Origin of the sequence: Lutibacter sp. A64 (assembly GCF_022429565.1) — a bacterium.
In the GTDB taxonomy this organism is placed as follows: domain Bacteria; phylum Bacteroidota; class Bacteroidia; order Flavobacteriales; family Flavobacteriaceae; genus Lutibacter.
Map to the genome: position 1 here is coordinate 3156377 of NZ_CP092487.1, position 25100 is coordinate 3181476.

General features: G+C 30.1%; 19 protein-coding genes and 1 pseudogene. 13 read left to right on the plus strand and 7 right to left on the minus strand.

The window, feature by feature from the left end; genetic code table 11:
- Nucleotides 1-31 precede the first annotated feature (31 nt).
- Complete coding sequence (locus tag MKD41_RS12905; protein ID WP_240242702.1) at nt 32-574, minus strand: DUF2911 domain-containing protein; 543 nt, start codon at nt 572-574, stop codon at nt 32-34.
- Nucleotides 575-739: 165 nt separating this feature from the next.
- Here MKD41_RS12905 and MKD41_RS12910 point away from each other — a divergent pair, with 165 nt between their 5' ends.
- Nucleotides 740-1678, plus strand: a complete 939-nt coding sequence (locus tag MKD41_RS12910) for a DMT family transporter (protein WP_240242703.1) — start codon at nt 740-742, stop codon at nt 1676-1678.
- Between the two features lies 1 nt (nt 1679).
- Here the strand turns inward: MKD41_RS12910 and MKD41_RS12915 are convergent, their stop codons facing one another.
- Nucleotides 1680-2606 carry a ketopantoate reductase family protein gene (locus MKD41_RS12915; protein WP_240242704.1) on the minus strand — a complete coding sequence of 309 codons (927 nt, stop codon included), beginning with the start codon at nt 2604-2606 and terminating at the stop codon, nt 1680-1682.
- Nucleotides 2607-2746: 140 nt separating this feature from the next.
- On the opposite strand from MKD41_RS12915, the gene MKD41_RS12920 reads away from it, so the two are divergent.
- From MKD41_RS12920 to feoB, 3 genes and pseudogenes are all read left to right on the plus strand, one after another.
- Entirely contained in the window at nt 2747-3406 is a 660-nt protein-coding gene (locus MKD41_RS12920; protein ID WP_240242705.1) for a metal-dependent transcriptional regulator, read from the plus strand.
- 4 nt (nt 3407-3410) lie between these two features.
- A complete protein-coding gene (locus MKD41_RS12925) occupies nt 3411-4451 on the plus strand; it encodes a metal-dependent transcriptional regulator (RefSeq protein WP_240242706.1) in 1041 nt (346 codons plus the stop codon).
- Nucleotides 4432-6645, plus strand: a pseudogene (gene feoB / locus MKD41_RS12930) (ferrous iron transport protein B). The gene MKD41_RS12925 and the pseudogene feoB overlap by 20 nt, the downstream one beginning before the upstream one ends.
- Before the next feature lie 16 nt (nt 6646-6661).
- Here feoB and MKD41_RS12935 read toward each other — a convergent pair.
- The 3 genes from MKD41_RS12935 to MKD41_RS12945 all read right to left on the minus strand — a co-directional run bounded on the left by MKD41_RS12935 (nt 6662) and on the right by MKD41_RS12945 (nt 11347).
- Nucleotides 6662-7312 (minus strand): response regulator transcription factor, encoded by a 651-nt coding sequence (locus MKD41_RS12935; RefSeq protein WP_240242707.1) that lies wholly within the window; start codon nt 7310-7312, stop codon nt 6662-6664.
- Nucleotides 7313-7364: 52 nt separating this feature from the next.
- Nucleotides 7365-9311, minus strand: coding sequence for a tetratricopeptide repeat-containing sensor histidine kinase (locus MKD41_RS12940; protein ID WP_240242709.1), 1947 nt, complete (start codon nt 9309-9311; stop codon nt 7365-7367).
- Nucleotides 9312-9430: 119 nt separating this feature from the next.
- The gene (locus tag MKD41_RS12945) at nt 9431-11347 is read right to left on the minus strand and encodes an outer membrane protein assembly factor BamB family protein (protein ID WP_240242710.1); all 1917 of its coding nucleotides are present in this window, start codon (nt 11345-11347) and stop codon (nt 9431-9433) included.
- Nucleotides 11348-11607: 260 nt separating this feature from the next.
- Between MKD41_RS12945 and MKD41_RS12950 the strand changes: the two genes are divergently transcribed.
- From MKD41_RS12950 to MKD41_RS12965, 4 genes are read left to right on the plus strand one after another with little or no spacing between them, the layout of a single operon-like run.
- Nucleotides 11608-12135: a GbsR/MarR family transcriptional regulator gene (locus MKD41_RS12950; protein ID WP_240242712.1), complete on the plus strand. Its 528-nt coding sequence runs from the start codon at nt 11608-11610 to the stop codon at nt 12133-12135.
- Nucleotides 12119-13195, plus strand: coding sequence for an efflux RND transporter periplasmic adaptor subunit (locus MKD41_RS12955; RefSeq protein ID WP_240242713.1), 1077 nt, complete (start codon nt 12119-12121; stop codon nt 13193-13195). The genes MKD41_RS12950 and MKD41_RS12955 overlap by 17 nt, the downstream gene beginning before the upstream one ends.
- Before the next feature lie 24 nt (nt 13196-13219).
- A complete protein-coding gene (locus tag MKD41_RS12960) occupies nt 13220-16360 on the plus strand; it encodes an efflux RND transporter permease subunit (RefSeq protein ID WP_240242714.1) in 3141 nt (1046 codons plus the stop codon).
- Nucleotides 16361-16370: 10 nt separating this feature from the next.
- A complete protein-coding gene (locus MKD41_RS12965; RefSeq protein ID WP_240242715.1) occupies nt 16371-17741 on the plus strand; it encodes an efflux transporter outer membrane subunit in 1371 nt (456 codons plus the stop codon).
- Between the two features lie 75 nt (nt 17742-17816).
- On the opposite strand, the gene MKD41_RS12970 is transcribed toward MKD41_RS12965, so the two are convergent.
- Nucleotides 17817-18788 (minus strand): GSCFA domain-containing protein, encoded by a 972-nt coding sequence (locus tag MKD41_RS12970; protein WP_240242716.1) that lies wholly within the window; start codon nt 18786-18788, stop codon nt 17817-17819.
- An 87-nt stretch (nt 18789-18875) separates the two neighbouring features.
- A complete protein-coding gene (alaS, locus tag MKD41_RS12975) occupies nt 18876-21488 on the minus strand; it encodes an alanine--tRNA ligase (RefSeq protein WP_240242718.1) in 2613 nt (870 codons plus the stop codon).
- Between the two features lie 297 nt (nt 21489-21785).
- Here alaS and MKD41_RS12980 point away from each other — a divergent pair, with 297 nt between their 5' ends.
- The 5 genes from MKD41_RS12980 (at nt 21786) to MKD41_RS13000 (ending at nt 25032) form a co-directional block, all read left to right on the plus strand.
- Nucleotides 21786-22757: a M23 family metallopeptidase gene (locus tag MKD41_RS12980; RefSeq protein ID WP_240242719.1), complete on the plus strand. Its 972-nt coding sequence runs from the start codon at nt 21786-21788 to the stop codon at nt 22755-22757.
- Complete coding sequence (locus tag MKD41_RS12985) at nt 22757-23089, plus strand: MerR family transcriptional regulator (protein WP_240242721.1); 333 nt, start codon at nt 22757-22759, stop codon at nt 23087-23089. The genes MKD41_RS12980 and MKD41_RS12985 overlap by 1 nt, the downstream gene beginning before the upstream one ends.
- A gap of 72 nt (nt 23090-23161) precedes the next feature.
- Complete coding sequence (locus tag MKD41_RS12990) at nt 23162-23770, plus strand: LemA family protein (protein WP_240242722.1); 609 nt, start codon at nt 23162-23164, stop codon at nt 23768-23770.
- On the plus strand, nt 23770-24207 hold the full coding sequence (locus tag MKD41_RS12995; protein ID WP_240242723.1) for a TPM domain-containing protein: 438 nt from the start codon (nt 23770-23772) through the stop codon (nt 24205-24207). Before MKD41_RS12990 ends, MKD41_RS12995 begins: the two co-directional genes overlap by 1 nt.
- Entirely contained in the window at nt 24208-25032 is an 825-nt protein-coding gene (locus MKD41_RS13000; protein ID WP_240242724.1) for a TPM domain-containing protein, read from the plus strand.
- Nucleotides 25033-25100 lie beyond the last annotated feature (68 nt).

A 25100-nucleotide genomic window follows, 5' to 3' on the forward strand; every position in this document is an offset into this window, starting at 1 on the left:
CTACAAGCCTTTAACGTACAAAAAAATAAATTTATTTTTTAATAGGAACTGTTACAATTGTATTTCCAAAACCTAAATACATGTTAACTGTAGTATCCATTCCATCAAAAGTAATTGAAAATGCCTCAATTGATTTTTCAGATTTAGAAACGGTACCTTTTACTCTAACCACATCTTCACTTTCATTATAAAAGTAAGCGCCCCAAACGTTTTTAGCAGTACTTAAAATAACTGTCCATTCGTTATCGTTTGGTATGGTAAATAAAGTATATGTTCCTGCTTTTACAGCTTTTCCACCAAATACAACATCTGAATAAAATGTGATTTCAGTAGCTTCGTTGGCTCCGGTTCTCCATATTTTATTGTTTGGTGCTAATTTTTCAAGAGTTCTTCCTTTTAGTTGTGGTCTACTGTAAGTAACTTTTACTAATTTATTAGATTCTTTATAACTTACAGGGTATGCTGCAGCATCCATTGGGCTTTTATCTAAATCGGCAAATTTTTGAGCAGACATTTCGTTAGTAAATAAGAAAGCGATTGTTAAAACAGCAATAAATAATACGTTTTTTTTCATTTTGATATTTTTAGATTATATAATTTTATTATTTGTCTATAAAAAAGTGAATTTCATACAAAAAAGTTTGTGTTTTTCTTCAATAGATATAAAACAAAATTATAATACCAGTTATTTAGAATAGTTATTTGTAGTTTTGAAGCTTGAAAATTTATAGATTTTAACTTGAAATATAAAAACTACAAAGCGCATTTAGCATTACTTGGAGCTAATATAATTTACGGAGGTAATTTTTTAATAGCAAAAGGGTTAATGCCTAATTATTTGCAACCTTTTGCATTGGTTTTATTAAGAGTAGTAGGTGCTGGTTTGTTATTTTGGATAATAAAACTATTTGTAAAAGAAAAAATAGAAAAAAAAGACTTACCTCTACTTGCTTTTTGTGGGTTATTTGGAGTGTCGGCTAATATGCTTTTCTTTTTTTATGGGTTAAGCTTAACGTCTCCAATTGACGCTTCTATAATTATGACATCTACACCCGTAATTGTTTTAATTTTAAGTGCATTTATTTTAAAAGAAAAGATAACAAGAAACAAATATATAGGTATTTTAATTGGTGGAATAGGTGCTGCAATTTTAATTTTATATGGAAAAACCGCAGCAGGAACCAGTTCTATTATCGGAAATTTATTTGTGTTTTTTAATGCTACTTCTTATGGTTTTTATTTGGTTTTAGTAAAACCTTTAATGAAAAAATACAAAGCATTTACTGTAATTAGTTGGATGTTTATGTTTGGATTTGCTTTTACAATTCCGTTTGGAATAGGTGATTTGGCAATAACAGATTTTAGTGCTTTTACAACAAACGCTTATTTGTCTTTAGCTTATGTAATTGTTGGAACCACTTTTTTAACATATTTACTTAATATTTATGCCTTAAATTATGTTTCACCTTCTGTAAACGGAAGTTATATTTATCTACAACCTGTGGTTAGTTTTATTATGGTTAGTTTATCTACCTATTTGTTTAACGATACAACGTATGCCAAAGATATTAGCATGGTTAAAATATTGAGTTGTATTATGGTAATTGCTGGTGTTTATTTAATCAGTAGAAAAAAAGCCTTGAGTTTTAAATTAAGACTTCGTTCTACTAAAAAGTAACTTATTTGTTTCTTGCTCTTTTTTCCTGTGGAAGTAGCTCGTAATAAATCAATTCATTAATTGGTGTTGGAATTCCTAATGCTTCGCCTAAACGAACAACTGTTCCGTTTTGAGCTTCTAATTCTGAAGGTTTTCCTTCCATAATATCACGTTGTAAAGACGCTGTGGTTTCAAAAGGTAAAGATTCTAAGGTTTCTATTTGTTTTGAAATAATGTCACTTGGTAAATTTACGCCTTTTGCTTTTGCAATTCTAAAAATTTCTTCGGCAGTGTTTACCATCATACTTTTAATATAAGGTGAAGCGAGCATTTCTCCAAGACTAGCTCTTGTTAATGCGCCTAAAGCACTAAAAGTTGTTATAAATAAAAATTTAGTCCATATTTCTTTTTGAATATCTATAGCTAATTCGTTTGTAATATTGGCGGCATTAAATACATTTTCTATTTTTAAAACTCTTTCAGTTTTTTCATTGTTTATTTCGCCAAAAACAATTGTAGGGTTGTAGGCAACATGGTTTATAACGCCATAGTCTTCTACATAACTTACTATTTTACATAACCCACCTAATATGTGTTTTTTATCTATAACAGTAGCTAAAACTTCGTGGTTATTACAACCATTTAATAACGAAATTACTATAGTATTTTTATTTAACACCGGCTTAATTAGTTGAGCTACTTCTTCAAGTTGCCAAGTTTTTACCGAGATTAGAATTAAATCTATGTCTTTTACATCAGAAATGTCTGCAGTCGCATTGGCTGGATTTACTAAATAATTGCCATCTATGCTTTTAAGTTGCAATCCATTTTTTTTAATTGCTTCTAAATGTTTGCCGCGTGCAATAAACGTAACATTATTTCCTGCCTGCTCTAAACGAGCTCCAAAATAACCACCTACACCACCGGTTCCATAAATTACTATATTCATAATATTAAAGTTTAACGTCAAAAGTACAATTTTTATAAATTCATGAAATTATAAAAGGAATATTATATTTTTAGCTAATACTATTTTTATTTTTAGATAAGTCTAAATTATTGATTACTTTTGTCTAAAATATAGATTTAATGTTGTCGCAAACTGAAGAAAATTACTTAAAAGCTATTTATAGTTTAAGTTTTGAAAAAAATAAAAGAGCAAGTACAAACGACGTTGCTAAAAAACTTTTAACAAAAGCTTCATCTGTAACCGATATGATTAAAAAGTTATCGGATAAAAAACTAATAAACTATAAAAAATATCAAGGAGTTAATTTAACTGCTAAAGGACAGGAAATTGCGGTAAAAATTGTGAGAAAACATCGTTTGTGGGAAGTGTTTTTGGTCAACAATTTAAATTATGCTTGGGATGAAGTACATGAGATAGCCGAGCAATTAGAACACGTTAAGTCTGATACGTTGATTGATAAATTAGAGCGCTTTTTAGAATTTCCAAGTCACGATCCGCATGGAGATCCTATTCCAGATAAAGAAGGAAGAATTAATTTAAAAAAGACTGAGTTGTTAAGTGTTGCAAAAAAAAATGTTTTGTATAAAATTGCGAATGTAAAAGATAATTCAAAATCTTTTTTACAATTTTTAGATAAACATTTTTTAACCATAGACACCGAATTAACAATAATAGATAAATTTGATTTTGATGATTCAGTAACTATTAAATTACATTCAGGAGCAACGTTAACACTTTCAAAAAAAATATGCACAAATATATTTGTAATTATAAAATAATATTATGGCAAACCCAGTAATTTCTTTAATTGTATTTTTATTAATAATTGCAATTCTTGTAGTTTTATTTTATCCTAAAACCGGTTTTTATTGGAGACTTCATAGAAGTTTTAAAAGAGATTCTAAGGTGCTAATTGAAGATATTTTAAAAAAAATATACCATGCCGAGGATAATGGAAATACCTTAAATAGTAATGATATTATTAGTGCTTTAGAAGCAAATCCTAAAAAAGTTTTAGATATTATTTCTGAAATGGAAGACAAAGAACTAATAAGTTTTGAAAACGGAGATATAAAACTAAGTGAGTTGGGTATGGACTATGCGCTTAGAATAATAAGAGTGCACAGGCTATGGGAAAAATACCTTTCAGAAAAAACTGGTTTCGCTAAAAAAGATTGGCATAGTATTGCCGAAAAAATGGAACACAAGTTAGATTCTGTGCAAACAAAAGAATTGGCAATAGATTTAGGAAATCCTAGATTTGACCCGCACGGAGATCCAATTCCTACAGAATCGGGTGAGATTGAACCGATTAACGGACAACCACTTCCAAATTTTTCAGAAGGAACAATTGGACGAATTATTCATATAGAAGATGAACCTGAAATTATCTATAAACAAATTTTAGCCGAAGATTTACATATTGGATCACACGTTCTTATTATTGAAAAAAACGAAAAAAGAATTGTTTTTCATTCTGAAGGAGAAGAATTTATTTTAGCACCGATTGTGGCAAATAATATTACAATTTTTGAACTAGAAAAAGAAGAAATTTCTGAAGAGAACACTTCAAGACTTTCTAGTTTAAAAGAGAATGAAAAAGCTAAAATAATTGGAATTTCACATGAATGTAGAGGAGAAATAAGAAGAAGGTTGTTGGACTTAGGCTTTGTTATTAATACCAAAATTGAAGTGGATTTAACTAGTCCAATGAGAAATCCAAGAGCCTACTTAATAAGAGATACTTCTATTGCAATACGAAACGAACAAGCCAAATTTATACTAATTGAAAAAATAAAAGAACATGCAAAAAGTAACAAATAGTGCTTGTGAAGGCTGTGAGTTAAATCAAGCATCGAACCTAAAAAAATTAGGAATAAATGTTGAAAATAATAATTACATAGTTGCACTAGCGGGAAATCCAAATACAGGAAAAAGTACTGTTTTTAATGCCTTAACTGGGTTGAAACAACACACAGGAAATTGGCCAGGAAAAACTGTAACTCGTGCAGAAGGCGGTTATAGTTATAACGACAAAAAATATAAATTAGTCGATCTTCCTGGTACTTACTCGTTACTATCTACCTCTCAAGATGAAGAAGTTGCACGTAATTTTATTCTTTTTGGAAAGCCAGATGTTACAATTATTGTGGTTGATGCAAGCAGGTTAGAACGTAACTTAAATTTAGTATTACAAATTCTTGAAATTACAGATAAAGCTGTTTTGTGTTTAAACTTAATGGATGAGGCAGAACGCTTAGAAATTGAAATTGACGATAGAACTTTAGCACGTGATCTCGGAATTCCAGTGGTGCCAACCAGTGCAAGATCTAAAGAAGGAATTCCTGAATTATTAAAAACGGTACACCAAGTTGCAACCGGAGAAATAAAATGTAAGCCACATCGTATTAAAAATGTTCCTAAAAACATAAACAACGCCATTGAAAAATTACGTATAGAAATTGAAAAAGCATATCCAAACATTCCAAATAGTAGGTGGATAGCACTTCGATTGTTAGATGGAGACCAGCGTATTATTGAAGCGGTAAAAACAGGTGAGTTTATTTCTGAATAATTTAATTATTGAAAGTAGCATAAAAAGATAATGAAAACGAATAAAATATTAAATATAAGTAACGATTTAAGATGGCAAATTGGTGAAGGATTTCATGATAAATTAACGGAAGGAATTTATTCAGATGCTGCAACCATTTCTCAAAATTCGGTGCGTAAAAAAGGAACTGAAAAACGCTTTCGATTCGATAGAAGTTTAGATAAAATTGTAACCAGTAAAATTTGGGGATTTCCAATAATGATACTTATTTTATCTGTAGTGTTATGGCTTACTATAATTGGAGCTAATTATCCTTCCGGTTTATTGGCCGATTTATTAATTGGAGAAATTTATCCTTGGTTAAAAAGCATTGGAGAATCTTTTGGTTTTGCTTGGTGGCTAAGTGGCTTCCTTTTTGATGGTGTTTATCTTGCTTTGGCGTGGGTAATTGCTGTTATGTTGCCTCCAATGGCAATATTTTTTCCGCTTTTTACTTTGTTAGAAGATTTTGGATACCTACCGCGTGTAGCTTTTAATTTAGATAATTTATTTAAAAAATCTGGTGCGCACGGTAAACAAGCCTTAACTATGAGTATGGGTTTTGGATGCAATGCAGCCGGAGTTATTGCTACGCGTATTATTGATAGTCCTAGAGAGCGATTAATTGCTATAATTACTAATAATTTTTCGTTATGTAACGGAAGATGGCCTACTCAAATATTAATTGCATCTATTTTTATTGGAGCCTTAGTTCCAGAAAATTTTGCTGGTGCAGTTTCTACATTAGCGGTTATTAGTATTGCGTTATTAGGTGTGTTTTTCACATTTATGGTTTCTTTATTTTTATCAAAAACAATGTTAAAAGGAGAAGTGTCTTCTTTTACCTTAGAATTACCGCCTTATAGACCACCACATTTTTGGAAAACAATTTATACATCTTTAATAGATAGAACTTTAATTGTTTTATGGAGAGCTTGTGTTTTTGCAGCGCCAGCGGGTGCGGTTATTTGGTTAATTTCTAATGTTGCTATTGGAGATTCTAATATTGCAAATTGGTTGATTTTACATTTAGATGGTTTTGGATTGCTTATAGGGTTAAACGGAGTAATTTTATTAGCTTATATTGTTGCAATACCAGCCAATGAAATTGTAATACCTACAATACTTATGTTAACTGTAATGACTGCTTCAATTGCAGGAGTAGGTAGTGGAAATGGTGTAATGTTTGAGCTGGAATCTGTTTCAGCTACAGGAGAGATTTTAAAAGCTGGTGGTTGGACCTTGTTGACGGCTATAAATTTAATGTTGTTTAGCTTATTGCACAACCCATGTAGTACAACTATTTACACTATTTATAAAGAAACTAAAAGTGTAAAATGGACAACAGTAGCAAGTGTTTTGCCAATAATATTAGGATTTACAGTGTGTTTTATAGTAGCTCAAGTATGGAGAATATTTATGTAAACTAATAGAAAATATTTTATATAAGCTTATGTTTTTGAGCCATTAAAACAGCTTCCATTTTATTATGGACTTGTAGTTTTTTATAAATATTTTCTATGTGTTTTCTAACTGTTGAAGGTGAAATTATTAGGTTTTCTGCAATTTCGTTGTAGTTTAAACCTTTGCTTAAATGTTCTAAAATTTCAGTTTCTCTATTGGTAAGTTTTATTTTTTCAATTTCATTTGAGGTGTCAATAATAATTGGGTTGCGTAATAAGTTAAGCGTTTTTAAAGCAATGCTTGGGGTCATAGGAGCACCACCATTTAGAACTTCTAAAATACATTTATGTAAATTTTCTGCATCAATTTCTTTTAATAAATAGCCATTTGCACCCGCTTTTATGGCTTTAAAAATGTTTTCATCATCATCAAAAACGGTAAGCATAATTATTTTAATGTGTGGGTATTTAGATTTTATTATTTCGGTAGCTGTAATACCATCCATTTCTGGCATTTGAATATCCATTAAAATAACATCTATATTGTGGTTTACTTCTAGTTTTCCAATTAACTCAGCTCCATTAATACCTTTAAATTTGTAATTTAAATCGTTAAAAAAGGATAATTTCTCTATCACAGCTTTTGCTAAAAAGCTATTATCTTCTGCAATGGCTATTTTTAAATTCATAGGTAGCTATTTTGTTGGTTGTGATAAATTTACTTAATTATAAGTTTTTAAACTATACGACATTTGTCTTATTTTTTGAGCAAATAATTAGTATTGAAGTACCACTATTTGGTTGTGAATTAATAGTGATTAATCCGTTAATTTCTTTTATTCTTCGTTCCATATTTTCCAATCCATTGCCAAGTTGGATGTTGTTTATATCGAAACCATTGCCATTGTCGTTTATTTCAAAATTAATATTAGTATCATTTTCTAAAATTTGTAGTTTTATTTCTGAAGCTTCAGCATACTTTATGGAGTTATTTATAGCTTCTTGAATTACTCTAAAAATATTAATTCCTTTTACTGAAGAGAATGACAGTTTACTAGTTACTTTAATATTTATGTTAAAATGTATAGAATTGTTTGTTGCTGATTTTGCTTTTTCTATAAAAGTTAAAATTCTTCCTTGTAAATTATCAAAAGAAATTTCATTAGTATTCATAGCCCAAATAGTATCTCTTAGTTGAGAAATTGTAGTGCTTGCAAAATTATTTATTTCAGAAAGTTTGTTAAGTAGTTTTTTATTGGTTGGGTCTGATAAAAATTTTAAGTTATCTATAGATGAAATTATAAAGGTTAATTGCGACCCAATATTATCGTGTAAATCGCGTGATATACGCAGGCGTTGATCTTGTAATTTGTTATACGTTTGCGCTTCTTTTAAAGCTAATTTGTTTTTATATTCTCTTTTTTTATGTTGTTGACGTTTGTATAAACCAAACGATATAATTGTAAAAACAAGTAGTCCAGAGCCTAATAATATAGCAGTTAGGTTTTTGTTTTTTATTTCTAATTCATTTTTTAAAAGTTCTTCTTTTTGTTTGGCAATTTCTTTTTCCTTTTTTTCGGTTTCATATTTTTCTTGAATTTCTGTAATTTCTTTGGTTACTCTAGAATTAAAAATTGAATCTTGCATTAAGGCATACATTTTTTGATAATAAATAACACTATCTGTATTTTTTTTATGGGCAAATAAGTAGAGTAGAGATTTGTACGAACTCATTTTTAATTCATTAGCGTTTGTTTTGTTAGCTAAAGAAAACCCTTCTCTAAATTTCTTTTCGGCATTATTAATATTGCCTGTTAGTAAGTATAAATCGCCTATGTTTAATGAAACGCTAGAGATGCCATAACTATCATTTAATTTTTTACGTAGTTTTAAAGATTTATTAAACATGGTAATGGCTTGTGAGTACTTGTTTTGAGCCTTTAGAATACCACCATAATTGTTATAAAGGGCCGATAATTCTGGTTCATAATTGTTGTTTTCAGCAACTTCAATTCCTTTTTTATAGTACTCTAAACTTTTAATTGTGTCTGATAAAAATAAATAAGCATTGCCAATATTTGTATAGGAATAGGTTAATCCGAATTGATCTTTAATTTGTGTTCTAATTTTAGCAACCTCTAAATGTTCATTAAGTGCTTTTTGGTATTGTTTTAAGTTGAAGTAAATATTGGCATTATTATTTTTTATAAGTGCTACATAGCGTATATTTTCAGCTTTTTCGTATATGTTTAATGCTTTTGTATTATAATAAATTGCAGAATCCATTTTAAAAATTCTTTGATATGAAATTCCCATTTTATTATATAAACTGGCAAGTCCAAGAGAATCCTTTAATTGCTCTCTTAGCTTTAGTGAGTTTTTATAAAGTGCAATAGATTTATCAAAGTTAGAAAGTTTATAATGTAAAATTCCAAGGTCGTTATAAGCTTGTGCTTCGCCTGTTAAATTGTTGGTTTTTTTTGAAAGTTTAAGTGCTAGTTCTCCATAATAAAATGCAGAATCAATTGATATATTGCCATAATACCAGCTTAAATCGCCATAAGCTTTTACTCTTATTGAATCTGAAATAGGTTCTTTTATTAAAAGAGAAAGACTATCTATAATTTTCTGTTGACTATAAATAGGAATACTTACAATTAACAGTGCTATAAAGATAATTTTTTTCATAAAAAATTTGTTTAGAGCAATATACAAAAAATGAAATAACATTGTCTACTAAACTTTTCTATAGAAAAAAGACTGCTTCAACTTGTGGAGAATTGAAACAGTCTTTAAAGGTATTAGCCTTATTTGTTTAAATTGTATGCGTATAAAGTGCTTTTATCTGCTTTGTAATATAAAATACCGCCAAAATCATCTATTTTGTATTCTGGTTTTTTATCCTTTAATACTATTTCATTAGTAATTTCTCCAGACTCTTTATTTACTTTTACTAAACCAACACCAGTATTTAACTTCGTTAAAATAAATTGTGCATTTTCGGTAGCAGCAGTGGCTTTAAAACGTTTAGACATTAGAGCAAATGAAGCATCTCCAATAGAAGCAAACATATCAGCTGCACGTTTGTTTTCTTTACCATAATCATTATAACTATCTAGATTGTTTGAATTTCCAAAAGCAGATCTATTAGCACCTGCTTTTGCTGCGTGTGCCATAGCAAGTGCTGTTGACGCAACTGCCACTACACCAGATAAAACTTTTACAAAGCCACTTTTTCCAGGTGATTTAAAATATTTATGATATATTTCGTCACCTTTACTATTTAATAACATCATATTTTGTGAAGAACTTAAAAATAAATTGTCATTTTTTATTTCAAGAGTGTTTGCCACTTCTTTTTCATCAAATTTAGTAGCTGCTAATTCTGTAACATCTCCAGAGTTTGCATCTATTGCAAAAACAGTTTGGTTTGCGGCAATTAAAAACCTGTTTTTTGAACTGTCAAAAGTTGAAGCTACAGCAGCTGAATTTTTATATTTTAATGGTTTTTTCCAAACCTGATCACCCGTTTTTAAATCTACTATATTGGCATCTTCACTAGTAATATAAATTAAACCTTGTGGTGTTTCTGCCATTGTAAGTATGTTTTCCCCTGTTTTTAAAGGTTTTTTAAATAGTGGTTTTCCTTCAAAAGAAATTTTATTGATACCACCTTGTTGAATGCCAAATAAAATGCCATCATCTTGTATGTAAAAATGTTGAACCCAACCTTTAGTTTTTGGTGCTTTTTCCCAAACATCTTCACCAGTTGCAGCATCTAAAAAAGCGATTTCAGATTCATTTTTAGTAGCAAAAACACTAGTGTCGCCACCATCATCTTTATCACTTACAACCGCTATGCCTTGTGGTGTTATTTCAAAATTAGATACTTTTCCTTTTACTTTTCTATCATCATTCCAAAGTTCTTCTCCATTTTTTCCAATTTTATGAATTCTAGTGTTTTTTCCATTACTAGTAGTTTCAAAACCATAAATTTCGGTTTCAGTAGCATCAGTTACCATCCAATTAATTCGTTTTATGTTGTTATCCCAAAGATCTTTTCCTGTATGAGATTTTGCAATTAAACCTTGAGCTGTTGGTACAATTATAAAATCTTTTAATAAAAGAGGTGTGCCTGTTATACTGTAATCTTTTGAAATTCCAACTTTACCTGGTGTACTTAAGAAGAAACTAAAGTCTAATTTTCTTGAACTTAAATCGTACACAGCAACTTTAGGAGTTATTTTCTCAAATTTATCACCTTCTTTTTGTATACCGCTAACAATTAATTTGTTTTGTGGAAGTATTACGTTACAAGTGTAAATCTGATTCCAATTATCGTTTTCTGAATTAAAAATAATGGCACCAGTCATATAATCTATAACAGCGCGTTTTGTTTTTGCAATACCTGCAAATTTTGAATTGACACCTTGTGAAACTACAATGTATGGTGAGTTTGGAATAAACTCAGTTTCTTCTGGTTTTAATTGTCCAAAGTTGTTAAAAATAAATAAAGGTGTGTTTTCAGGTGGTTTAATACCTACCAGACCATCATTTGTAGCAACTACTAAAACACCACCAATTGTAAGTGTCATTTCATTTATTGTTGCTCCTAAATCATAGATGTTATCGGGTTTTTCAGCCTTTTGAGCAGAAATTATAGCTGAAATTGTTAAAAAGGTTACTAGAAATAATCTTTTTAGGTTGCTTTTTTTTGTTTTCATTAGTTGAAGTTTTAGTAGTTTGTATTGTTAAATGATATCAATTTTTAAGTTTTCATTTATTTTAAACCTAATTTATTTTAAGTGTTTGATATTAAGGTTGATGTTTCAAAATTAGTTGTTGAATGTGCCGTAATCAATACGGCATTTGTCGTATTTTTTTATATATAGAATAAAAGCTATAACATAATTTTAACATATTATTATTTTTTAGTTCGTTTGTTTCCGAACTAAATGATATATATTTGCTGAAATTTTTTATGATGAAAGAGAAAGAAGATTTATTAAAAGAAAAATTAGCTTTAGTAGAAGAGCTTGGTGTTCATTTTGAGTGTAATGATAATTTACCGCCATTAGCATCTAGAATAATAGTTTATTTAATTCTTACAGGTGCTGAAGGCGCAACTTTTGAAGAACTTGTAGAAAAATTAGAAGCTAGTAAAAGCTCGGTTTCTACAAATTTACAATTGTTACAATCAATAGATAGAATTTCATATTTTACGAGATGTGGAGATAGAAAAAGGCACTTTAAAATTTCTCCAAGCTATATAATTGCTAGAATGGACGAACGTATTTCTATGTGGGAAAAAGAAAGTAAAAACAATAAAAAAATACATGATTATAAAGTAAAAGCACTACAAATTAATAATAAATATGATGAAAATCACCCAAGTATTCAATTTAGTATACAGGTTGAAGAATTTATTAATAAAATGATTAATAACCTAGAAGAATTAAAACAAAACCTATTAACTATAATAAACAAAGAAGAAAATGAAGAATCTATTTAAATATACAATCGCAATAGTAACGGTTGTTTTTTTTATAAGTTGTAAAGACAATAAACCTCAGCAACAACAAGCTATGGGACCAATGCCTTTTGCAGTAAAAGAAGTAGTAAAACAAGATGCTGTATTAGATCAAGAATATTCGGTTAATTTAGAAGGGCAACAAAATGTAGAAATTAGACCAAAAGTAAGTGGTTTTATTCAAAAAATTTATGTAGATGAAGGTCAGCCAGTTAAAAAAGGACAACTTCTTTTTAAATTGGAAACAGCTTCTTTAAGTCAAGATGCTGCAGCTGCAAAATCTAGAATTAATGTAGCGCAAGTAGAGGTAGATCGTTTAATTCCGTTAGTGGAGCGAAACATAATTAGTAAAGTTCAGTTAGAAACAGCTAAAGCTAATTTAGCCCAAGCAAAAAGTAATTATAGCAGTATTGTAGCCAATATTAATTATGCAAACATTACAAGTCCAGTTAATGGTGTAATTGGTAGTATTCCTTATAGAGAGGGTAGTTTGGTTAGCAGTGCTATTACAACTCCTTTAACTACGGTATCAGATACTAAAATGGTAAGAGCTTATTTTTCTATGAATGAAAAAGAACTTTTAAATTTTACTAGAACTTTTGCAGGACAAACTATGCAAGAGAAAATAAATAAAATCCCAGAAGTTTCTCTTGTTTTAATTGATGACTCTGAGTACGAGCATAAAGGTAAAATTGAAACTATAAGTGGTTTAATTAACCAAAGAACAGGAAGTACAGAGTGTAGAGCCGTTTTTCCAAATCCAGAAGGTATTCTTAGAAGCGGTGGTAGTGGTGTAATTAAAATTCCATTTGTTGAAAAAGATATAGTTCTAATACCACAAATTGCAGTGTATGAATTACAAGGAGAATACCATGTATTTGTTGTAGGTGAAGGTAATAAAGTTACTTCAAAAGTACTTCAAGTAAAAGGAACTTCAGAATTAAATTACGTTATTTCTGGTGGTTTAGAAGAAGGTGAGTTAGTGGTAGTTGAAGGTGTTTCTAAATTAGTAGAAGGACAAAAAATTACTCCTCAAAAATAATAAGATTCCAATAAAATTTAGATTATGATAAAAATGTTTATTGAAAGACCTGTTCTTTCAACTGTAATATCTATAATAATAACGATTTTAGGTGTTTTAGGGTTAATGTCATTGCCTGTGGAGCAATATCCTGAAATTGCACCGCCTACAGTTCAGGTTAGTGCAAATTATACTGGGGCAAATGCAGAAACAGTATTAAATAGTGTTATTATTCCTTTAGAAGAAGAAATAAATGGTGTTGAAGGAATGACATATATGTCTTCAACAGCGAGTAATAATGGAGCTGCAAGTATTAGTGTGTTTTTTGAACAAGGTGTAGATCCTGATATTGCTGCAGTAAATGTGCAAAACCGTGTTTCAAGAGCTACAAGTAAATTGCCTTCGGTTGTGGTACAAACGGGTGTTACAACCGTAAAAAGTCAAACAAGTGCATTGTTGTTTTTCTCATTGTTTTCATCTAATGAAGAATATGACGATACTTTTGTTCAAAATTATGCCAAAATTAATATTGTTCCAAAACTACAAAGGATAAATGGTGTAGGGCAGGTGAATATTTTTGGTAGTAAAGATTACTCGATGCGTATTTGGATTGATCCTCATAAAATGGCAATGTTTAAACTTGTACCATCAGATATTCAAGCGGCATTAAGTGAGCAGAATATAGAAGCTGCACCGGGTAAATTTGGTGAAAATGCTGAAGGTATTTATGAGTATACACTTAAATATAAAGGACGATTATCTGAAACATCCGAGTATGAAAATATTATTATAAAATCTCTTGGTAATGGCCAATTTTTAAGATTAAAAGATGTTGCAACCATAGAATTAGGTGCGTTAAGTTATGCTTCTAATAATATGGGTATGGGAAATCCGGGTGTTGCTGGTGGTGTTTTTCAAACGGCTGGATCTAATGCTAGAGTGGTTACAGAAGAGGTAATGGCAATTTTAGAAGAGGCGTCTCAAGATTTTCCAAAAGGTATAGAATATATTGTTCCTTTTAATGTTAAGACCTTTTTAGATGCTTCAATAGAAAAAGTAATTTCAACAATTTTAGAGGCATTTATATTGGTGTTTATTGTAGTTTTTGTATTTCTTCAAGACTTTAGATCTACTTTAATTCCAATGATTGCTGTCCCAGTAGCTCTGATAGGTACATTTTTCTTTATGAACTTGTTTGGGTACTCAATCAACATGTTAACTCTTTTTGCAATTGTACTCTCCATTGGTATTGTGGTAGATGATGCTATTGTTGTTGTTGAAGCTGTACACGCAAAATTAGATGTAGGAGCCAAAACGGCTAAAGAAGCAACCGTTTCTGCAATGAGCGAAATTACAGGGGCAATTGTGTCAATTACTTTGGTAATGTCTGCGGTGTTTGTACCAGTTACTTTTATTAAAGGATCTTCTGGAATTTTTTACCAACAGTTTGCAATTACTTTAGCAATAGCAATTATTATTTCTGCAATAAATGCATTAACCTTGAGTCCTGCTTTATGTGCTTTATTTTTAAAACCTCATAAAGAAAAAGAAGGTAAACTGTCGTTAGTAGATCGTTTTGATGTTGCATTTAATACTAGTTTCGATACAATGCAAGGTAGATACAATAATATCTTAAAGTCTTTATTAAAACGAAAATGGATTACAGGTGTATTATTATTATTAACAGTAGTTGGTACCATTTATTTATTTAAAGCAACACCTACAGGCTTTATTCCTTCAGAAGATAGAGGAGTAATAATGGCAGATATTTCATTGCCTCCTGGTTCTACATTAGCACAAACTCAAAAAATTATAAATAACTATGATTCTATTTTAAATTCAATGGATATTGTTGAAACTAGAATGAATGTAGTTGGGTTTAGTTTATTAAACGGAGTTAGTGGTGGATCTTATGGTTTTTCTATTATTAAACTAAAAGATTGGAGCGAAAGAAAAGATGAAAGTCAATCTGTAGAAGCTACAGTTGGCCAACTATTTGCAAAAACGGCAGGTATAAAAGATGCACGATTGTTGTTTTTTACACCACCAAGTGTTCAAGGTTTTGGTACAGCAGCTGGTTTTGAATTTAAATTGCAAAATAGTGGAGAAGATGATTGGTTAGAAATGAGTGCAGCTTCTAATAAGTTTTTAGGAGCATTAAATGCTAGACCAGAAGTGCAATATGCAATGACAAGTTTTAATCCTACCTTCCCTCAATATGAAGTTGATATAAATCTTGAAAAAATTAAAGATGCTGGTTTATCTGTAAGTGAAATATTTAATACGCTACAAGGGTATTATGGTGGATTGTATACAACAGATTTCAATAAATTTGGAAAGCAATATAGGGTAATGATTCAAGCTTCGCCTGAAGATAGAGCAACGCCTGAAACTCTAAATAACGTTTTTGTTAGAAACAGTAATGATGAATCGGTTGCAATTAGTCAGTTTGTAAGTTTAAAAAGAATTTATGGGCCAGAGTTTGTATCGCGTTACAATCTTTTAAAATCTATAAACATTACAGGTAAATCAAATCCTGGTTATAGTACTGGAGATGCAATTAAAGCTATTGAAGAGGTAGCTGCTGAAAGTTTACCAAGGTCATATTCTTATGAATTTTCTGGGATGACTCGTGAAGAAATTATTGCTGGAGGTCAGTCTACTTGGGTATTTATACTAAGTTTAATATTTGTTTATTTCTTATTGTCGGCACAATACGAAAGTTATGTGTTACCACTTTCTGTTATATTTTCATTACCAGTAGGTGTAGCCGGAGCAATTGGGTTTATTAATTTAGCCGGTTTAGAAAATAACATCTATTTTCAGGTAACATTAATTATGTTAATAGGTTTATTAGCTAAAAATGCCATTTTAATTGTTGAGTTTGCATTGCAGAGAAGGCGTCATGGATTGTCTTTATACGAATCGGCAATTCAAGGTGCAAAAGCACGTTTACGACCAATAATTATGACATCTTTTGCCTTTATTTTTGGTATGCTTCCTCTTGCATTAGCAGGTGGTGTAGGTGCTGTAGGTAATAGATCAATTGGTACAGGGGCTGCCGGAGGTATGTTAATTGGAACATTAGTTGGGGTTTTAGTAATACCAGTTTTATTTGTAATCTTCCAAGGTTTACAAGAAAAAATTGGAAAAAAACCATCATTAGACGATCCTGAAATTTTATAAAAATATAAAAATGAAAAAACAGAATATATCAAAATTAATTATTGTTTTAATTGCGAGTGTACTATTGCAATCGTGTTTTGTAGCGAAAGATTATACAACTCCAGAAGTTGAAACAGCTGATTTATATAGAACAGATCAAGCATTAGATAGCACAACACTTGCTTCAATTTCTTGGGGTAAATTATTTACAGATGCTTATTTAAATGAGTATATTAAAGAAGGTTTAACTAATAATTACGATGTACAGATTGCTTTAGAGAGTTTAAAAGCAGCTGAAGCATCTATGAAACAAAGTAAAACCGGAAATATACCAACCTTAACCGGAAATGCATCTTGGTTACACCAAGAATATAAAGATAGTGATGATTACGATCAATACGAATTGTCTGGAGCCTTATCTTGGGAAGCAGATATTTGGGGTAAAATTAGAAGTAATAAAAGAGCTGCTGTGGCTTCATATTTACAAACAGTATCTGTGCAACAAGCTATTGAAACGCAAATTGTTGCAAGTATTGCTTCAACGTATTATCAATTATTAGCTTTAGATGCACAAGTTAAAATTGCTGAAAAAACATTGATTAATCGTAATGAAAGTATAGAAACTATAAAAGCGCTTAAAGATGCAGGTAGTGTAAATGAAGTGTCTGTTAAGCAAACAGAAGCGCAAAAATATGCTACTGAAATTATACTAAAAGACTTAAAGTATAATGTAAAAATTGTTGAGAACACCTTATGTATTTTATTAGGTAGATCGCCTTCTACCATTGAAAGAAATACGTTTGATGCCCAAGAAATAACTGCAGATATTGTAGTGGGTGTACCAGCTTTATTGTTAAGTAATAGACCAGATGTTATTGCTGCTGAACTTAATTTTAGAAGAAGTTTTGAGTTAACAAATGTTGCTAGAAGTAATTTTTATCCTTCATTAACGGTAAATGCTTCTGGTGGTTTTAAAAATATTGAATTAGAAGATTGGTTTAATACAAAATCGTTGTTTGCATCTGTATTAACAGGCTTAACACAACCTATTTTTAATCAAAGAAAAATTAAAACTAATTACGAAATTGCTCAAGCAAATCAACAAAAAGCCTATTTACAATTTAAGCAAACATTGTTGTTAGCAGGTAAAGAAGTTTCTGATGTTTTAGCTGATTATAAAAATGAAACTGAAAAATTAACCATCAGAAAAAACCAGTTAGATGTGTTAACACAAGCGGCTAATTATTCTGATGAGTTATTGCAATATGGAATGGTAAACTATTTAGAGGTATTAACAGCTAAAGATAATGCGTTAAATACCGAGTTGGCTTATATTACAAATAAATATAACCAAATGGATGCTATAATTACCTTATATAGAGCTTTAGGTGGAGGTAAATAAGTTAATAATAAAATTAATCTTAATTGATTAAATGTGAAGAGAGAGGGAATTATTTCATATAATTTCCTCTTTTTTTTAAAACTTAATAGCTAATCTTTTTTCTAGATTGGCTATTTTTTTATGTAATTTTTTTAGAAATAATTGATGTTGTTCAGAAGTTGGATTAAATGGTTTATGCGCTAATCCTTTTTGAATGGTATCAATTTCTTTTTGAATAGAAGCCGTGTTATTGTCAATCCAAACTTGTTGAAATTGTTCCCAAATATAATTGATAGCAGTTTCGTTTGGGTGTAACATATCGCTATTGTAAAAACGATAATCGCGTAAATCATCCATCATAATTTCATAAGAAGGAAAATAAAATAATTTTGAAGTCTGAACAGAGTCGAAATCTTGTTTTCTTCTATCAATTATCTGATGAATTGCAGAAATTAAATGTGCTTTACTTTGCATATTTTCTACAAAACCATCTTTTAAATGCCGCACAGGACTTACCGTAAAAACGATGTTAATTTTAGAATTTATATTTTTTACTAGTGTACAAATGGCATTTAATGATGTTGTAATTTCTTCAACAGAAAGTAGTTTTTTTAAAAACTGTTTTTGAGGTATTTTATGACAATTTCCAACAAAAGTTTCGGTTTCAATATGTTTGTAAACCCAAGAAGTTCCTAGTGTAATTATTAAATGTGAAGCTTCTTTTAACTGTTTATTAGTGCTATTTATTGCATTGTTTAAATTAGAAAGCAACTCATTTTTGTTTGAATTACTTAAGTCGGAATGCGCATCAAAGCAGTGCCAACGTTCATTTAATTGAAAAATATCTTTTTCGGTATAAGTTTTTAAATTAAGAGCATTGGTAATTAAATTTTCAATTGCTTTTGGATTGAATAAAATGCCAAACGGATTGCTGAAAGTTTTAAATTTATAATACTCTAATTTTTTATTAATATTTTCTGAAAAGCAAGAACCAATTAGCAATATTTCTGAATTATAATCTACTTGATTATACTCAGGTTTAAGTGCTAGGTTGGTTCTAAAATTCATAACTTTATTGTATATGCAGTTTCATGCAGAATTTATTTCAGGTTTTTTATGATACTCAAAATCAAAGTTTAGAGCGATGTTATGTGTTTAAACAATATATTTTTTTACTTCACTTAAAGCTTTTTCAATTCCTTCAGGGTTTCTACCACCAGCGGTTGCAAAAAATGGCTGTCCGCCACCGCCACCTTGAATTAATTTTCCTAATTCACGTACAACTTTACCAGCATTTAAGTCTCTTTCAGCGACTAAATTTTTAGAAATAAAACAAGTTAAAAATGCTTTTCCTTCTTTTTCAGTTCCAAATAACACAAATAAATTGTCAACGCTTTTTTCTAGATCAAAGCATAAATCTTTAATACTATTTTGATCTAGATTTATTTTTTTAGTTAAAAAGTTAATACCATTTATAGCTTTAACTTCGTTAATTAATTCACCTTTTAAGTTTTTAGCTTTGTCTTTTAAAAGGCTTTCAATTTGTTTTTTAAGATTTGTATTTTCTTCTTGTAAATCTATAATTGTTTTTAAAGGATTTTTGGCGCCTTTTAAGTAATCTTTTATTTCGAAAAACGCTCTATTGTTTTCAAAATAAAAATCTTTTGTAGCATCGCTAGTAATGGCTTCAATACGTCTAACTCCAGCAGCAATAGCACTTTCTGAAGTAATTTTAAAATGCCAAATATCGCTGGTATTTTGAACGTGACATCCACCACAAAGTTCTACAGATTGTCCAAATTGAATAGCACGTACTGTATCTCCATATTTTTCGCCAAATAGAGCCATTGCACCTTTTTCAAGAGCGGTTTCCATTGGAATATTTCTAAACTCTTGTAACGGAATTTTATTATCTATACGCGCATTTACAAAATCTTCTACCTCACGCAATTCATCAACAGTTAATTTTGCAAAGTGAGAAAAATCGAAACGTAAATGTTTTGAATGTACAGCAGAGCCTTTTTGTTCTACGTGAGTTCCTAAAACTTCTCTTAATGCTTGGTGTAATAAATGTGTAGCGGTATGGTTACAAGCTGTTCTAAAACGTTGCTTTTCATCAACAGTAACATTAAAAGTTTGGGTTGGATCTTTTGGTAAGTTTTTAGTAAAGTGAATTATTAAATTGTTTTCTTTTTTGGTATTTACAATATAAATTACATTTCCATTATCTACTTCTATATAACCTTTGTCTCCAACTTGTCCACCTCCTTCAGGGTAAAAAGGAGTTAAGTTAAATACTAACTGATATAAATCGCCATCTTTTTTAGAAGAAACCTTACGGTAGCGGGTAATTTTAACTTTAGCTTTTAAAGTGTCATATCCAATAAATTCTACTTCATCATCTTCGTATAAAACCACCCAATCATCCGTTTCAACAGCGGCAGCAGCTCTAGATCTATTTTTTTGTTTTTCTAGTTCACTTTTAAAACCTTCTTCATTCAGGGTCATTCCTTTTTCAGAAAGAATTAAGGCTGTTAAATCTATAGGAAACCCATAAGTATCGTATAATTGAAAAGCTTTTTTACCAGAAACCTCAGTACCATTTGTATTTGCTATTATTCCATCTAACAATACCAATCCTTGATCTAAAGTTTTTAAGAATGAATTTTCTTCTTCTTTAATAACATTGGTAATTAATTGTTTTTGAGCTATTAATTCAGGGAAATAAGAACCCATTTGTTTACTTAGTGTGTTTACTAATTTGTAAATAAAAGGTTCTTTGGTATTTAAAAAGGTAAATCCGTAACGAATGGCTCTTCTTAAAATACGTCTAATTACATATCCAGCACCATTATTAGAAGGTAATTGTCCGTCTGCAATTGCAAAAGCAACAGCTCTTACGTGGTCTGAAATTACACGAATAGCAATATCTATTTCTTCATTTTTACCATAATCGTTATTAGTTATTGTTTCAACTTCTCTAATAAGTGGTGTAAATACATCTGTGTCGTAATTAGATTGTTTGTTTTGTAAAACCATACATAAACGTTCAAAACCCATTCCTGTATCTACATGTTTTGCTGGTAATTTTTCTAATGAACCATCAGCTTTACGGTTGAACTCCATAAAAACAAGATTCCATATTTCTACAACTTGTGGATGATCTTTATTCACTAAGCTTTTACCAGAAATTTTAGCTTTTTCTTCAGCAGAGCGAATATCAACATGAATTTCAGAACAAGGACCACAAGGACCTTGTGCTCCCATTTCCCAAAAATTATCTTTTTTATTTCCGTTAATTATACGGTCTTCACTAATATGTTGTTTCCAAATATCGTAAGCTTCTTGGTCAAAATCTAAACCATCTTCATCAGCACCTTCAAAAACAGAAACATACAAGCAATCTTTATCAATTTTTAAAACATCAACTAAAAATTCCCAAGCCCAATCAATTGCTTCTTTTTTAAAATAATCACCAAAACTCCAGTTTCCAAGCATTTCAAACATGGTGTGGTGGTAAGTATCTTTACCTACTTCTTCCAAATCGTTATGTTTTCCAGAAACACGTAAGCATTTTTGCGAATCGGAAACGCGTTTGTTAGTGGCGTTTTTCTGACCTAAAAAATATTCTTTAAAAGGTACCATTCCAGCATTGGTAAACATTAATGTTGGATCGTTTTTTAAAACCATTGGTGATGAAGGTACAATAGTGTGTTTTTTTGATGCAAAAAAGTCTAAAAATTGTTGACGGATTTCTTGTGATTTCATGAATCTATATTTAATTTTTTTAAGGTCACACGCTGTTTGCTTTTATTTATCTCTGTTACAAGATAGGCGTTTTACATGCACGTTATTTTTATTTTTTTATTTTTATGAAGGTCTTAAATAAAAGAAATTACCAGAATTACTTGTGTTTATTTTAGACTTTTTCAATGTTAATTATATGCTAAATTAAAAGTGTTTTAACCAATTTGTAAAACATTTTGTAATTTTGTTAAATCTGCACTACAATAATACTCAATAATATGACGTTTTGTTTTGCAAAAATAAGATAAATTATAAACAATGGCGAAGGTAAAATATTATTACGATTCTGATACATTATCTTACCAAAAGATAAAACCTAAAAAAGGGCAAAAAATAAAGGGTTTATTGCTTACATTGCTTGGTGGTTTTGTGTTTATGATACTTGGTTTTGTTGTATTTACTCCAATTTTTGAATCTCCTAAAGAAAAAGAATTGAAGCGCGAACTAGAATTTGTTAAGCTTAATGAGGAATTACACGCAAAAAAAATTGCTCAATTAGATAAAATTTTAAAAGAAATTCAAGATAGAGATAACAATATTTATAGATTGTATTTTGAAGTAAATCCAATACCTGAAGAGCAAAGAACTGCTGGTTTTGGAGGTGTAAATAGGTATAAAGCATTAGAAGGTTTTGATAATTCTGAAATGATAATTGATGTTACTAAAAACATGGATATTTTATCTAAACAATTATATGTACAGTCAAAATCACTTGATGAAATTGTGAAACTAGCAGAAAATAAAGAAAAATTATTAGCTGCAATTCCTGCAATTCAACCTGTAAAAAAAGAAGATTTAACACGTATGGCTTCTGGTTATGGTTGGAGAACAGATCCGTTTACAAAAGCGCGTAAAAGACATTGGGGAATGGATTTTACCGCGCCAAGAGGTACTCCGGTTTACGCATCTGGAGATGGTGTTGTTACTAGAGCCGACCAAAACTCATCAGGATATGGAAAACATATTAGAATTGACCATGGTTTTGGCTATCTTTCTTTATACGCACACCTAAGTAAATACAATGTTAGAAAAGGTCAAAAAGTTAAACGTGGCGATTTAATTGGTTTTGTTGGTAATACTGGGCGTTCACAAGCTCCACATTTACATTATGAAATTCATAAAAATGGGAAAAAGATAAATCCTATTAATTTTTATTATGGTGATTTATCTCCTGAAGAATTTGAAGCCATGCAAAAAGAAGCCCAAAAAGAAGGACAATCTCTCGATTAATGCATATAGATTTACCAGAAAAGCGCTATTATAAAATTGGTGAAGTTGCTAAAGCTTTTGGCTTAAATACTTCGCATATACGTTTTTGGGAAAAAGAATTTGATATTTTAAAGCCTAAAAAAAACAATAAAGGCAATCGGTTATTTACACCTGAAGATCTAAAAAACCTGCAATTAATTTATCATTTAGTTAAAGAAAAAGGGTTTACTTTAGAAGGTGCTAAAATTAAAATGAAACAACAACCAAAAATTGTAAAAGGAAATCATGATATTATTTTAAGATTAGAATCTATAAAAGCAGAATTGATTAATATTAAAAAAGAAATTTCTTAAATTTTTTATTAATTTAGTAACATTGTTACAAATAAAACAACTAATTAAGTATAAATTAAAAAACATCAAAACATGAAAAAGTGGTTAATACCGTTAATTATAATAGCATTACTAGTTTTTGGAGGCTATTCTTGGGTTAAAGGATTTTACAATACTGGAATTCAATTAAATGAGAATGTTTCAGAAAGTTGGGGAAATGTAGAAACAGCTTACCAACGTAGAGGAGATTTAATTGGAAATTTAGTGAAAACAGTTCAAGGTGCTGCTGATTTTGAAAAAGAAACCTTAACACAGGTTATTGAAGCAAGAGCAAGCGCTACTTCTGTAAAAATTGACCCATCTAATATTACACCAGAACAATTGGCACAATTTAATCAAGTACAAGGAGGTTTAAGCGGTGCGTTAAAAAGTTTATTGGTTACAGTAGAGCGTTATCCAGATTTAAAAGCAAATCAAAACTTTTTAAAATTACAAGATGAATTGGCAAGTACAGAAAATCAAATTTTAACGGCACGTACGCGTTTTAATGAAGCAATTAAGCCATTTAATAATCATGTTAAAACATTTCCAAATAATATTTTAGCTGGCTTTTTTGACTTTGAAGGAAAACCTTATTTTGAAGCAGAAGCTGGTTTAGAAAAAGCGCCAGATGTTGAATTTGATTTCGGAAAAAAAGAATAATGTCTAAAGTTGAAGATTTTTTATCGGCAAAACAAGAGAAAGTTTTAGTTGAAACTATACAAGTTTCTGAAAAAAATACTTCAGGTGAAATACGTGTACATATAGAAAAATCTACAGAAAAATCTCCAATGGATAGAGCATTGGAGGTTTTTTATTTTTTAGAAATGGATAAAACAGAACTAAGAAATGGAATTCTAATATACGTAGCCGTTGAAAGTAAAAAAATCGCAATTCTTGGAGATGAAGGTATTAATAATTTAGTTCCTAAAGATTTTTGGGATCAAGAATTAGCTTTAATGCTTACACATTTTAAAAAAGGTGATTTTACTAAAGGGTTGCAATTAGCAATTATAGAAATTGGAGAAAAATTAAAGCAATTTTTTCCTTATCAGAAAAATGATATTAACGAATTATCTGACGAAATTTCTAAAGGATAAATGATTTTTACACACAACATGTTAAAAAAATACACAGCATTTTTTATTGCAATTTTGTTTTTTCAGGTTGCATTTGGGCAATTTACAATTCCTAAAAAACCAACCTTACAAACAAGTGTTTACGATTATGCCAATCTACTTTCTGCTTCACAAAAAAGCAGTTTAGAAAAAAAACTTATAAGTTATTCCGATTCAACTTCAACGCAAATTGTAATTGCAACTATTGAAACCCTTGAGGGGGAAGATATTGGTGTTTTAACTCCAAAATGGGCTCATCAATGGGGAATAGGACAAGCTAAAGAAGATAATGGAGTTTTTATTCTGTTAGCAAATAAAGAACGTAAAATATGGATTTCTCCAGGCTATGGTGTAGAGCATAAATTAACCGCTGGTTTAACAGGTACTTTAGTTAGAAATGTAATACTCCCAGAGTTTAGAAAAGGTGATTATTATGACGGTTTAGACAAAGGGACCTATGCCATTTTTGAAATATTAAACGGGACTTATAAAAATAATGCACCTGCCGAAAGTGGTGAAGGTGGGTTTCCTTCAATTGTTATTATCATCATTATTTTTGTTTTCTTATTAATTATTTTTTCTAAGAAAAATAAAGGAGGTGGCGGTAATGGAAGAGGTGGATTTAAAGATAATTCTACAGCTGCAGATATTTTAAATGCAATTATACTAAGTCGTGCTGGAAGAGGTGGTTTTGGCGGCGGAAGCTTTGGCGGAGGATCATCGAGCGGTGGTTTTGGCGGTGGAGGCTTCGGTGGCGGTTTTGGCGGTGGCGGTTTCTCTGGTGGTGGAGCTGGTGGAGGCTGGTAAAAACTAAAATGTGTAAATATTGTTTTACTCGATACTATTTTTAATAATTTAGAGCTTTAATATTTCAA